This is a genomic window from Dyadobacter sediminis, assembly GCF_005860765.1.
Taxonomy (GTDB): Bacteria; Bacteroidota; Bacteroidia; order Cytophagales; family Spirosomataceae; genus Dyadobacter; species Dyadobacter sediminis.
In genome coordinates this window covers 1,210,587-1,223,613 of sequence record NZ_VCEI01000021.1, presented here as the reverse complement: position 1 = coordinate 1,223,613, position 13,027 = coordinate 1,210,587, and the positions used below count along the sequence as shown (strand labels likewise).

12 protein-coding genes are annotated in these 13,027 nt (G+C 45.5%); 4 read left to right on the top strand and 8 right to left on the bottom strand.

The window, feature by feature from the left end; genetic code table 11:
* Positions 1–216 precede the first annotated feature (216 nt).
* A complete protein-coding gene (locus tag FEM55_RS12325) occupies positions 217–1,560 on the bottom strand; it encodes a WG repeat-containing protein (RefSeq protein WP_138281614.1) in 1,344 nt (447 codons plus the stop codon).
* Positions 1,561–1,815: 255 nt separating this feature from the next.
* On the opposite strand from FEM55_RS12325, the gene FEM55_RS12320 reads away from it, so the two are divergent.
* On the top strand, positions 1,816–2,697 hold the full coding sequence (locus tag FEM55_RS12320; RefSeq protein ID WP_138281613.1) for a hypothetical protein: 882 nt from the start codon (positions 1,816–1,818) through the stop codon (positions 2,695–2,697).
* A 28-nt stretch (positions 2,698–2,725) separates the two neighbouring features.
* Here the strand turns inward: FEM55_RS12320 and FEM55_RS12315 are convergent, their stop codons facing one another.
* From FEM55_RS12315 to FEM55_RS12295, 5 genes are all read right to left on the bottom strand, one after another.
* Positions 2,726–3,634 (bottom strand): bestrophin family protein, encoded by a 909-nt coding sequence (locus tag FEM55_RS12315; RefSeq protein ID WP_138281612.1) that lies wholly within the window; start codon positions 3,632–3,634, stop codon positions 2,726–2,728.
* 28 nt (positions 3,635–3,662) lie between these two features.
* Positions 3,663–4,133 carry a putative universal stress family protein gene (locus tag FEM55_RS12310; protein WP_138281611.1) on the bottom strand — a complete coding sequence of 157 codons (471 nt, stop codon included), beginning with the start codon at positions 4,131–4,133 and terminating at the stop codon, positions 3,663–3,665.
* A gap of 146 nt (positions 4,134–4,279) precedes the next feature.
* The gene (locus FEM55_RS12305) at positions 4,280–5,644 is read right to left on the bottom strand and encodes a HAMP domain-containing sensor histidine kinase (protein ID WP_138281610.1); all 1,365 of its coding nucleotides are present in this window, start codon (positions 5,642–5,644) and stop codon (positions 4,280–4,282) included.
* Positions 5,628–6,326: a response regulator transcription factor gene (locus FEM55_RS12300; RefSeq protein ID WP_138281609.1), complete on the bottom strand. Its 699-nt coding sequence runs from the start codon at positions 6,324–6,326 to the stop codon at positions 5,628–5,630. Before FEM55_RS12300 ends, FEM55_RS12305 begins: the two co-directional genes overlap by 17 nt.
* A 316-nt stretch (positions 6,327–6,642) precedes the next feature.
* Positions 6,643–6,909 carry a hypothetical protein gene (locus tag FEM55_RS12295; protein ID WP_138281608.1) on the bottom strand — a complete coding sequence of 89 codons (267 nt, stop codon included), beginning with the start codon at positions 6,907–6,909 and terminating at the stop codon, positions 6,643–6,645.
* A 621-nt stretch (positions 6,910–7,530) separates the two neighbouring features.
* Between FEM55_RS12295 and FEM55_RS12290 the strand changes: the two genes are divergently transcribed.
* Complete coding sequence (locus FEM55_RS12290) at positions 7,531–9,672, top strand: type IA DNA topoisomerase (protein ID WP_138281607.1); 2,142 nt, start codon at positions 7,531–7,533, stop codon at positions 9,670–9,672.
* Between the two features lie 9 nt (positions 9,673–9,681).
* Here the strand turns inward: FEM55_RS12290 and FEM55_RS12285 are convergent, their stop codons facing one another.
* Positions 9,682–9,924 carry a transcriptional regulator gene (locus FEM55_RS12285; RefSeq protein WP_138281606.1) on the bottom strand — a complete coding sequence of 81 codons (243 nt, stop codon included), beginning with the start codon at positions 9,922–9,924 and terminating at the stop codon, positions 9,682–9,684.
* A gap of 192 nt (positions 9,925–10,116) precedes the next feature.
* Here FEM55_RS12285 and FEM55_RS12280 point away from each other — a divergent pair, with 192 nt between their 5' ends.
* Positions 10,117–10,968 (top strand): aldo/keto reductase, encoded by an 852-nt coding sequence (locus FEM55_RS12280; RefSeq protein WP_138281605.1) that lies wholly within the window; start codon positions 10,117–10,119, stop codon positions 10,966–10,968.
* A gap of 20 nt (positions 10,969–10,988) precedes the next feature.
* Positions 10,989–11,738, top strand: coding sequence for an SDR family NAD(P)-dependent oxidoreductase (locus FEM55_RS12275; protein ID WP_138281604.1), 750 nt, complete (start codon positions 10,989–10,991; stop codon positions 11,736–11,738).
* A gap of 24 nt (positions 11,739–11,762) precedes the next feature.
* On the opposite strand, the gene FEM55_RS12270 is transcribed toward FEM55_RS12275, so the two are convergent.
* Entirely contained in the window at positions 11,763–12,923 is a 1,161-nt protein-coding gene (locus tag FEM55_RS12270; protein ID WP_138281603.1) for a Gfo/Idh/MocA family protein, read from the bottom strand.
* Positions 12,924–13,027: the final 104 nt, after the last annotated feature.

The following is a 13,027-nucleotide window of genomic DNA, read 5'->3' as shown; positions in this document are numbered from 1 at the left end:
TATGTTTAAAATGAATATTCGTTTTTGTTCAAAAGCAACTTCACTCCAAAAAAATACTGTTTTTATACCATTAATAAGGAAAAATATAATCACAAAAAAACCGGCATCCAATCAGAATGCCGGCGGCTGATGCTGTTTAAGATCGGTTTGTCGGCAGAATCCGTTCTGGTCCTGCCATACGTACATGCATGGAAAGCATTATTATTTTAAGGTGCATTACCTTTTTTTCTGAAAACGGAGGTTTCCCTTTTGCCAGGCTCTCTTGAAAAACAGGTTGTTGATCCAGATAAAAAGCGCCAGTCCGAGCAGGATGAAAACGGCGTTCAGCTTGTAGGAAAAGCCTGCAAACTTTTCTTTTCCGTCCAGCGAGAGTTCAAACCGCAGCCATGACCTTTCTACGGTTGTAGTAACCCGGTCAAACGGCAGGGCTTCATCATAAATGGCTTCAGTCACAAACCGGCCGGTCGTATCGATGTAGCCGTACTTGTCGTCGATACGGACCATGGAAAGGCCGTTGTTGTAATAGGAAGCAAAGTCGTATTTCAAAGGCGTGCGTATTCTTCCCGATTTGTCGATATGCCCGAATTTGCCGTTAATGGCAACTGCAGAGCGGTTTTCAGAAGTAAAACCCGTTGCTTCGTCATACAGGAAGTTTATTTTCACTTTTCCCGTTTTGTCGATGGCGCCCCATTTGTTGTTCTTTTTTGCCCAGAACAATCCCGCCGTTGGTTTGCGGGTTTCGGAAAACTGGAACGGAACGATGAGCTCACCCGTATACGGACTGATATAACCGTATTTATCGCAGTACTGAACCCTTTCCATGCCCTGGCCGGAATACTTGTAAGTAGGGTCAATGTCGTCGAGCGCAACGGGTATGCGCAGGATCATGTTTTTATCAATGATGCCGTATTTGCCTTTATAATTGAAATGATAAATCCCTTTTGAACCCGTGATTTCACGTTCGATAAACGGGCTGAAATTCCAGTTGAGGATAAAAAGCTCGTTCTTTTTCCACCATAAGATATCTTCCCGGCAATCGTGGCTGCACACGTGGTCGACACTTGCATCGGAAATCAGGAAGTCGTTTTTAAATTGTTCAATCGGAATCCTGTAAATCGTTTTTCCCGTAGTATCTATGTAGGAAAGCCCGTATTGCTTGCCGGCGGGATAAATAACCCATGTTTTTCCTTTGTAAAATTTGTCCGTTGCGTGGTAAATGGCCGGAATTACGATTTTGCCCTGCCGGTTAATAAAGCCGTGAAGTGCGTGTTTCTGCGAATCCGAAGGCATGGGAACAAACTCGGCAAGACTGCCTGAGAAATCGCCGATGTCGCGAAAGGCCGGCGTAAGTTTTTTACCATCCTGATCGGTTAGAAACGTCTCGTAATCACGGCACGGAACATTTACTTTTTTGACCACATAAACGCCGCCGTACGCCTTGTACTCATGGTATTCTTTGAGCCACGGCTTGTTCCCATTCGTGCCGGACTGACTATTGGCATTATAAATCTGAAAAATAAACAGGATCAACAGGAAAAATCGTGAATCCGACTGCTGCATTCGGTCGTAAGTTTTGTTCAGTAACGGTAAATTTCAAAGGTGACGAATATACCGAATATGCGTCATGCAGCATAGCGGTTGGGGAAATAACTTGTCAACTTTCGGGTACATCCTTTTATGATCAGGCAGCGGAAAGAGGATAAAATTCCTGCCTGAATCATTTTGGCTTAAAAATATATAACTTATTTTCAGGAAAGATGTTATAACCATATTGTTCACTAACCGGCTTCCCGCTTCATTCAACACGGATTGCAGATGACTGTTGTCAAATTTATATTTTTACTGATCCTGATTACGGTTATGGATCATCACGGCTTTCTTTACCGCACCGATACAGATGCCGATGAGGATGAGATCGAAAGCGGAAGTGCGGAATATTATGCGCTTGCGGGTAAAAATAACCTGAAAGGAACCTGGCGGCTCACCGGCATTAGCGAGACAAAAAACGGGCACGGCAATTCTTTCACCCCGGAAAAACAGAAAGAAGAATTTCTGCTGTCGTTTTTTCCGGACAGCACTTACACGCAGGTTACCAACGATGGCCGTTATGTTTCAGGGAAATGGGTGTTCGATGAAGATTCGGAATCTGTTTTTCTGACATCCAACCGGAAAACCGAAGAAGTGAAAGTTCTGTTTGATCTTGCATCGACGGGCAAAAGATTGGTAACACTGGTGTTCTCGCCTGAAAACAGCATGTCACTCGCCGAATACGGAAGGAGCCTGGACAAATACAAGGAAGATCCCTATTATGCGGCGAACAATCAGTGGAGAGTAAAGCCAACGGAATCAGAAAATGAAAAACAGATTCATGAAAGGCTTACCAATTACATTGCACACAATCTCTGCATTCTGAAATCGGCACAAATCAGAGAGCAGGATTACATCTCCTGGGAATTTTCTGAAGGCATTATCAAGCTTTACAATGTAGGCATCGGAATTGTTTCCATTGAAAAGATCCCGCAATCGTGGATCGACAACTTTTATTCCCGTGAAGATGCACTGCGCGCACATGAAATCTTTGAAACTTATCTGCGCACAGGCACTCACAAGAAATTCGCAACCGGCAACTGGGTCAAGGACGATTACAACATTCTGCTCGGCATCCAGAACGGATTAACCAGAATGAACAATCTGTAACCATCGTCCCGGCCCTTTTGCCGGTTGTTTAAAGAATGAAAAAAGCATCCGGCTCGTAAGCTGACGGAACGTGCTTGTCTTTCATCATTTGCTTCAGATCGCGTTCAATGTTTCTGGAAATGGTCAGTACCGGCGTATCCGTAGGCTTGTTTTCGAACGGGTCCTGCAGGTGAATCGCCATTTTTTCGATCAGGAAAAAACAGGCCGTAATCACGATCAGAACGGGAACCATCAGAAATCCGAATAACTGTACAAGTCCGAACGGCAGCAGCAGAATAAAGAAATGCAGCGCCATTTTGATGTAAAGTCCGTACGTGGACGGAAAAACGGTGTTCTTGATCCTTTCGCACTTTCCCATGGCATCGCAAAGGCGCGTGATGGTGCGGTCGATCTCGATCTGCTGATAAGGATTGATCCAGCCTTGTTTCAGCGCGTTGTTAAGGTCTCTTGCATGCAGTTGCTGCAATCCTACATGCTTGTTATCGTAGTCTTTCAGGTATTCGCATTCCTCTTCGGACACGAACTTACGGATGAGCGGCATGGGATCGTCCTTGCGCAGGCCTTTTCCGAGCGCGTAGCACCATGCAATCTGCCTTTTGATGATGCGGTGCTTGAAAGCTTCTATATGCTCCGGCTGAAAGGGATCTTCCATCAGGAAAATAATCTGACGTGCAAAAGAACGCGAGTCATTGACAATAGCGCCCCAGATGATACGTGCTTCCCACCAGCGGTCATACGCCTGATTGGAGCGAAATGCAAGCAGGAGTGAAATGATTGTACCCAATACTGTCGGTACTGTCATCGGGATCGAGATGTTGGTGATGTGAAAATTCTGGTAAATAACCTCAATGGCAATACCGTAAATGGTTACAAACAGAATCTCGTATTTGATTTTTCCGAATATGTACCCGATGGGAATGTTGTTTTTTAACAGCATGATTTAAGTTGCTTTGGAATGAATGGTTTTACTTTGATCCGCTTATTCCGCCGGCAGTAAAAAGGGCAGAATCAGCGATCAGGTCCGTATTCAGCAGCGGAAGCCCGCATTTTTTAAGAACAGGCAGGGCTTCAATGCTGCTTTTTTTGAGCTTCGGAATGCCGTAGCTTTCCGAATATGCAATGCAGTCGGCCTGATGATAATCGAGGAAATTCTTGAAGGAAGCCAGTTTGTTGCCGTAATAAAAGGCCACTTTTATACTCAGGAGTTTCTTGGAATAAAGGTCTTTCAGAATCCGGCATTCATGATAAAATTCCTCCGGAACCAGCTCGTACTCTTTTTCCCGGTAACTGGAAAACAGCAAATCCTGGATATCGTCTGCAACGTGAAAAAGATGTGTAAAAACCAGACGCAAATCTTCGCTGCTTTCTCTCACAACGGTTTCAGCTACTTGAATGGATTCCATACTGAAATCACTGGGCAACAGGATCGTTTTCATGACATGATGGTTTGGTTAACAATGCATTGAATGATAATACAATGTTAAGATCCTGACATTAACCCTGGCTAAGAGCCGGATTATAATACGATAAGAGACTTATTAAAATGAAATAAGAAAATTAGAAACCGATAAGAAGAGTACGGTTACTTGAACGGCAGATAAGTAACAAACCGCGTTCCTTCGTCTACACGGCTGTGCACATCCACTTTTCCCTGATGCATCCGGATGATGTTGTGCGCCAGCGGAAGCCCGATGCCGTAACCTTTGTATTTCTCGGTATTGGAGGCACGGAAAAACGGCACAAAAATCTGGTTGATCTCCCGGTCCGGAATGCCGATGCCTTCATCGGTGATTTCCACGATTGCATACGTGTGATCGGCTTTTATAATCACAGTCACAGGTTTGTTGTCGGAGTATTTGCAGCTGTTCAGCACGATGTTGGAGAATGCAGCTTTCAGCAATGTTTTATTTCCATTCAGAATCAGCTTCTGGTCGTCGTCCGGAAGGTGATCAAAGTTGATCGCCACATGATTGGAAGGAATAATCTTGTCAACAGCTTCTTTCACATCCAGAATAAGTTCGTCGATACGGAGCTCTTCCCATTGTTCTTTTTTGCCGTCAAAGCCTGTCTGCGCAAGGCTCAGCATGCTGTTGGTGAGATGTTCCAGCCTTTCCGATTCCCGGTAAATGGTGTGGAATGAATCGATGGCATTTTGCGGAAGACCGGGTATGGACAAACCGATCTGCGCCTCGCCGCTGATCACAGTCAGGGGCGTTTTCAGTTCGTGCGATGCATTGCTGACAAAATTGTTCTGCACTTCGAACGTAATTTCAAGCCGGTCCAGCATGTCGTTGAATGTTTTGGAAAGGTCCGATATGTCGTCGTTGCTGCCGTTCGGCACGAGCCGCTGATGCAGATTGTGCGCGTTAATGCCTTTGACATTTCTGATAATCAGCCGGATCGGCCTGAAAATCTGTGCGGAAAACAATTTTCCGAACGTAAACACAAAGAACATCGAGATCAGGAATCCGGTGACTAGCAGGTTTTTAAGATTTTCCATTTCCGCCAGTCCGAACACATCCACAGCCGTGGAAAGAACCAGAACATTTTTATCGCCCTTGGCTATTTTCATTCCCACATAGGAAGTGTCACTTCTGAAAAACCGTGCAGGCGTATCGAAGCGGATCTGGCTGTAAAAAGATTCCGGCAAATGCAGGCTGCTTTTTATGTTTCCGGCCCTTGCACTGTTGACATTATGGATCACATGATGATTTTCAAAGGGCAGATCGCCAAGGTGCTTTTCCTTGAAATCGTAGTAAACGGAAGTTTTGGACTTGTTTTCTTCCAGCGCCGCATGGCCGACGATTCCCGCCCGAACTTCCAAGCGGTGGTAAAAACTGCCGGAAATGCTTTCCGAAGCAAATATGTAGATATAAATGCTGAGCGCCAGAATGATCCCTGCAGAAAGAACCGTAAAAATCAGAGCAATTTTATTTTGTATCGTCATGGGCCTGCCGAATTACATATCCCATTCCGAATACGGTATGGATCAGTTTTACAGAATGGTTTTTATCAATTTTCTTCCGGAGATAATTGATGTAAACATCCACAACGTTGGTACCGAGGTTAAAATTGATATCCCAGACATTTTCAAGGATTTCCATTCGGTTCAGAACCCGGTTCGTATTGGACAACAGGTATTCGAGCAGCCTGAACTCCGTTGCCGTCAGATCAATCGCATGCTTTCCACGCCGCACCGACTTCGTGATTTTATCCAGCACCAGATCGCCAAGGCTCAGTATGCCTTCATTTTTTTCTTTTTCGGGTTCTTTTCCTCTTCTTGCAAGCGTGCGCAGCCGTGCTTCCAGCTCCGCCAGCTTAAACGGCTTGGTCATGTAATCATCCGCCCCCGCATCCAGTCCGGACACAATATTTTCAGTCGTTCCAAGCGCCGTCAGCATCAGGATGGGAATAACGGACTGCGCACTTTTGAGCTTTCTGCATACTTCCATTCCGTTCATCACCGGGATCATCAGGTCCAGAATGATGACGTCAAACGCATAATTAAGTGCCATCTGCAATCCGGACTGTCCATCCATCGCTACAGTAACTTCGTGCCCCGAAGCAGAAAGGCTCCGCTGAATAAGCGATATCACACTGGGTTCATCTTCAATAAGCAAAAGCTTCATGCGTGTAAACTGTATTCGGTGAAAGATTTAATCCTGATGAACGTAAACAGGCTTAAATATGGTGGCCAGAAGTTCTGAAAACCGGATTTCTGTATATAAATACAACATTCGGCACAAATTATCCATTTACCAAAGAATTAATAAGACAAACATTTTCCGCAGCAATTCATTCCATCAGCAGCATTTCACCAGTCCTGCAAACCGGCCGTTTTTATCCTGAATTGTAGATTTCGGGAAAGTATAGGCACAAAAAAAGGAGGATAAATCCTCCTTGCGACCGCTCATTTTATCAAACCTGATAAAGGGGCTGTTCGAATTACTTTGCAGAAATGCTTTTCAATTGAAGGCCAACGATAGTGGCTTTTTGTGCCGCACTTTGTTTGTTGTTGTCTGCGTTCACTTTTACAGCCTGAGGTGCCGGACTTTCCAGTGCAGGAATGCTGGCAGGAAGTGCTTTGTTTGCCCCGTAAACGGTTGCCTTGTCTTCCAATGCTATTGTATTAACTGAATTTCTGGCGCTTGCGTAAGTTGCGATAGTCATTGCCATCATGGCAGCAGCTATCATTGATTTTGTATTTTTCATTGTTAATAGTGTTTTACTTTTCTTTTTGTTTCTATCTTGTTTTCGATTACAAATATACTACATTATTATTGATATAAACGTTCAGGGCATGTTTTATGAAATACAGCTTACCCCAAAAACAGGGAAAAACAGACAAAAATCCGGCTATTTTAAAGTTGAAAAATATATAATTATTTCAAGATTATAAAATCAAAACCGAATGGTTTTCCTGTTTTCTGGCTGAATAACATTCTGCTTTGACATGCCCGCATGGATACCATTATACGAAAGCACTGGAATAGCAAAATTAAATTTTGAATAATAATACTAAAACCATACATTATTCTTACTGCACTTTAACAATACGCCTTAATTCGAAATTTTTAACTAAAATGGAGCATTGGTGATGAAAAATATTTTTAAAATTTTTTAAAATATTTTTCCTGAATGATCAAACGGTTGGTTTTAATCCGTAGATGAAGGCTTATTTTCCTGAACATCACCTGTTTTACAGCAGTCCAAAAGGGCACAAGCATAAAAAGTGACACATTATTTTACCGGATTCTGTCGGGTTGAAGTAGATTTGTACGATCATAAACAGAACCGGTTCATACTTGTAAACCAGTTTTTGAAAAGCGTAACATGAAAGTTTGTATAGCTGAAAAGCCAAGTGTAGCGAAAGATATTGCGGGAGTAATCGGAGCGAGCCAGCGCAAGGACGGATATTTTGAAGGAAACGGGTATCAGGTAACCTGGACTTTCGGCCATTTCTGCACATTAAAGGAACCGCACGACTACACCGACCGCTGGAAATCGTGGCGGCTGGAAGACCTGCCGATGATCCCGCCGAGCTTTGGCATCAAGCTCATTGACAATGCCGGCGCACTGAAACAGTTTGGCGTAATTGAAAAACTGGTGCAACAATGCGAGGAAGTCATCAACTGCGGCGATGCCGGGCAGGAAGGCGAACTGATCCAGCGCTGGGTGCTGCTGAAAGCAAAGTGCAGCGTTCCGGTAAAAAGGCTCTGGATTTCGTCTCTGACCGAACAGGCTATCCGTGAAGGATTTCAGAAGCTGACCGACAGTGGCCAATATGACAATCTGTACGCAGCAGGAAGTGCCAGGGCAATCGGCGACTGGCTGCTCGGCATGAACGCTACACGCCTTTTTACCAAAAAATTCGGGCAGGGAAAAGTCGTGCTTTCCATCGGGCGCGTGCAGACGCCTACGCTGGCACTCATTGTGCAGCGGCAAAAGGAAATCAACGCCTTTGTTTCGGAAGATTACTGGGAACTGAAAACGATTTACCGGGAAACCGAATTTACCGCAACAATTGACCGCATCAAAAATGCCGAAAAGGCGAACAAAGGACTTGCGTATCTTCTGCAATATGAATTTGAAGTAACCGCTTTTGAAAGAAAAGAGGGCAAAGAAGGCAACCCAAGGCTTTTTGACCTGACTTCATTACAGGTGGAAGCAAACAGGAAATATGCCTATTCGGCGGAAGACACGCTCAAACACGTTCAGAATCTGTACGAAAAGAAATTTGTCACTTACCCGCGGGTTGATACTACTTATCTGTCGGAAGACCTGCACCCGAAAGTGGAAGGCATTCTCAGGAACCTGACGGAATATGCAAGTCTGACCGCATCCATTCTGGAAAAGCCGATATTGAAATCAAAGGTTGTTTTTGACGACAAAAAAGTAACCGATCACCATGCCATTATTCCGACCGGCGTCACGCCGAATCATCTGAGCCAGGAAGAAAGGCATATATATGATCTGATTGCAAGACGTTTTATAGCCGCATTTTATCCTGAATGCAAGGTTTCCAACACGACCGTTTTGGGGAAAGTAGGTCAAGTCGAGTTCAAGGCCACGGGAAAGCAGATTCTGGAACCCGGCTGGCGTGCCGTATACGCCAATGAGGCCAGAAGCAAAAAGGAAGCTGCGGAAGAAATCGTTCTGCCGGATTTTACAGTCGGTGAAACCGGACCGCATGAGCCGAGGGTGCATCAGGGAAAAACCACGCCGCCCAAAGCTTATACGGAAGCATCGCTGCTGCGTGCCATGGAAACCGCCGGCAAACAGGTGGAAGATGAAGAAATGCGTGAATTGCTGAAAGACAACGGAATCGGAAGGCCGTCAACACGCGCCAACATCATAGAAACGCTGCTGAAACGCCGTTATATCGAGAAAAAGAAGAAGAATGTTTTTGCAACGCAGACGGGTATGGATCTGATTGATACGATCCAGAACGAACTGCTTAAAAGTGCCGAACTGACCGGAAACTGGGAAAGAAAGCTGCGCCTGATTGAAAAAGGAGAATACGGCATGGAAACATTCAAGCAGGAACTGATCCAGATGGTTATTGACCTTACCAATGAGGTCAAGAGCAATCAGTACCGCGTTATTTCCATTGAACAGGAAGCGCAGGTTCAGAATGAAGAAAAGCCGAAGAAAGAACCAAAAGCAAGAGAGCCGAAAGAACCCAGGTCAAGAGAATCAAAGGAAGAAGTTCCCATAGAATCGCTTACCTGTCCGAAATGCAAATCGCATTTGCTGAGAAGAGGCAAAACTGCTTACGGCTGTCCTGATTTCCAGAATTGCGGCTTTAAAATACCTTTTGAATTCCTGGGTAAAAAACTCTCTGACAAAAACGTGTTTGACCTGCTGAGCAAAGGAAAAACCGCCAAAATAAAAGGACTCCAGATTCCCGGTAATCCGGAAACCATTGATGCCCGACTGGTTATGAATGGCGACTTTAATTTTGAAGTCGGCTGAAACCGGCCTTTACATCGGCGTATTCGGTGTTTCAACCGCTGGCATCTGGAACGGAATGCCGGCAATCTGGCACAATCCAAGGAATTCGGTAAGGCTCGGAAGTTGTCCCTGCTCAAAGACTTCCGCAGCCAGCTCTTTGCGAAAACCGGTTTCTTCCAGCGCGATTGATAAATCGAGACCTTTCACGTCGATCAATTGTTTGATTTCACCTAGAATTTCCCTTGCGCGGTCTTCATATACTGTGGTCTCCATCGTAATCTGATTTTGGTTCAACCATGCCCGTACAAAATTGTGCCAGTTAATTTGTCCATACTATCTCGCTGGTTTTACAGGCTTTTGGCCTGAGATTTGTACATTTTGTTTTCTGGCCGGACAATGCTTTTTTCAGCTTGTCACTTACAAATAACCGGCTAGAAAACGTATTAATTTTCTAAAAATCGCATAATGAGTACGACAACACAAAATCCTGCAACATTCCGGATTGGCGGAGAAATTGAAATCAACAGACTGGGTTACGGAGGCATGCAGCTGACAGGCCACGGCGTGTGGGGCGATGCGCCGGACCGTGAAAAAGCAAAGCAAGTATTGAAAGCAGCGGTAGAAGCCGGTGTGAATTTCATTGATACCGCCGATTCCTACGGACCGCATACGAACGAAGTCCTGATTTCCGAAGCACTGCATCCGTATCCTTCCAATCTCCTGATTGCTACAAAAGGCGGACTGGACAGAACCGGTCCGAATCAATGGCCGGTAAACGGCAATCCGCAGCACATTCGTGAAACAATCGACGGCAGCCTGAAACGCCTGAAACTGGATTGCATCGATCTGTGGCAGCTGCACCGCTTTGATCCGAAATTTCCGGTTGAAGAAACACTTGCGCCTGTTGTGGATGCTGTAAAAGCCGGAAAAATACGGTTTGTAGGACTTTCGGAAGTAGATGTGGAACAAATTGAAAGAGCTGAAAAAGTGATAGAAATCGTTTCGGTGCAGAACCTGTACAATCTGGGCAACAGACAATGGGAAAATGTGCTGGATTATACCGCGCAGCGCGGCATGGCGTTTATTCCCTGGTTTCCGCTTGCGTCCGGGCCGGACAAGCTTAAAAGCAAAATCGAAAGCATTGCAGAAAAGCATCAGGCAACGACGGCGCAGATTGCATTGGCATGGCTTCTGAAACGGTCACCCAATATCCTTCTGATTCCCGGAACAAGTTCGGTGGAGCATTTGCAGGAAAATATGAAAGCAGCAAGCATTGAATTGTCGGATGAAGACTTTACGGCGCTTTCCCAGTTATAAATCTTATCGGGTAAATTTTCATGCTGATATATCAGAACAAAACAGTGATTGTAACCGGTGCCGGCAACGGCATCGGAAGCGTCATTGCAGCTCATTACGCTAAGCTGGGCGCAACAGTAAGCTTGTGGGACCGCGACGAGCATGCTTTGCGGAAAATGCAGGAATTGCTGGAAAAGGACGGCGGCAATGTTTTCATAAAGGTTATTGATATTACTTCTCCGGAAAACATTGCAGATGCTATAAACGAAGTTCATCAGTCTTGCGGACGAATCGATATACTGATCAATAACGCGGGCCTGGGCAGAAGCAGCTCGCCTTACGATTTGTCGGTTGCGGACTGGGATTACGTGATCAATACCAATTTGCGCGGCACTTTTCTCTGTGCGCGGGAAGCGGCCAAAGTCATGCGGATCAATCATAAAGGAGCAATCGTAAACATTGCCTCCACGCGTGCACTCATGTCGGAACCCGATACGGAGGCTTATGCTGCTTCGAAAGGCGGCATTCTGGCGCTTACGCATGCACTTGCGGTGTCACTTGGCCCGGATCATATTACGGTAAATGCAATAAGTCCGGGCTGGATAGAAACGGGCGATTATGAAAAGCTCAAAGAATCCGATCACAAGCAACATCCTTCCGGACGAGTCGGCAAGCCGGACGATATTGCAAGAGCATGCCTGTATCTGACCGATCCTGCGAACGATTTCATTACGGGCATTAATCTTGTAATTGATGGCGGAATGACCCGTAAAATGATTTATGAAGAGTGACCGAAAATAATCAAGAATAAAATTTCAGCTCAGAACAGTGACGTCGGTGGCTTTTTTCTGTGCTTTGAGTGCCAGTTCGGTCGCCAGAAAACAATGTTCTTGTGACATGGCTGTTTCGGTTCTGTTCAGGACATCGTCCACAAGCTGGCGGCCGTAGGGTAGTTCGACGTTGCTGCAATCAATGTACTGCGTTTCCTTGTTGACCAGAAAAAGATGGTTTCCGCCTTCTCTTCCGGCAATGTCAATATTTTTACGGATTTCAATATAACCCTCCGTTCCCAGAACGGTCAGTCGTCCGTCGCCCCAGGATTTCAGTCCGTCCGGCGTAAACCAGTCTACACGGATGTAACCTGCACCGCCGTTGCCTTTCAGAACCGTATCGCCGAAATCTTCAAAACCCGGATATTGCGGATGATTTACATTGCCCACCTGTGAAGCTACGATTTCCGCTTTTGTTGATCCGGTAAAAAACAGAAACTGGTCAAACTGATGCGAGGCAATGTCACAAATGATCCCGCCAAACCTTTTTTTATCAAAAAACCATTCGGGTCTTGTGTTTCCGTTCATGCGGTGCGGCCCCAATCCGATTGTTTGCACCACCTTGCCGATAGCGCCTTCTTTTATCAATTCCGCTGCACGGACGGTTGCACGGTTTTCCAGTCTTTCGCTGTACATGATCGAGTAAATGCGCTTGGTTTCCTTCTGCACTTTGCGGACTTGCGCAAGCTGTTCAAGCGACGTAACGCCGGGTTTATCCACCATATAATCTTTTCCGCTTTTCATGACGCGAACACCCAATGGTGCGCGCTCATCCGGAATTCCTGAACTTAAAATAAGCTGGACGGATTTGTCATTGAGAACTTCGGCCTCGCTGGCAGCCTGTTTTACATTTGGGTAACGCTTTACAAACGCAGCCGCCAGATCCGCTTCTTTGGCATAAAAGGATACCAGTTCGCCGCCGCCTCTGGTTACCGCTTCAACCTGTCCGTAAATATGGCCGTGATTGATACCGATTACCGAAAACCTGATTCGGGGCGCCGGGTACTGTGCTGGGGTTTCCTGCGCCGGCTGCGATTTTACGGAAGCAAGTACTTCTTTTGACAAGGCCGGCATCATCATGAGACCGGCAGCGGTATTTACCGAATTTTTGATAAAACGGCGTCGGTTATCCTGTAAGTCTTTCATTGCTGTATCAGAAAGTTATAAATATGTATAAAAGCAACATTCGGCCGGATATAATGTAAACCCGGAAATTCATTGCGGTTTTATAAAACTTTATTTTCCCTGAA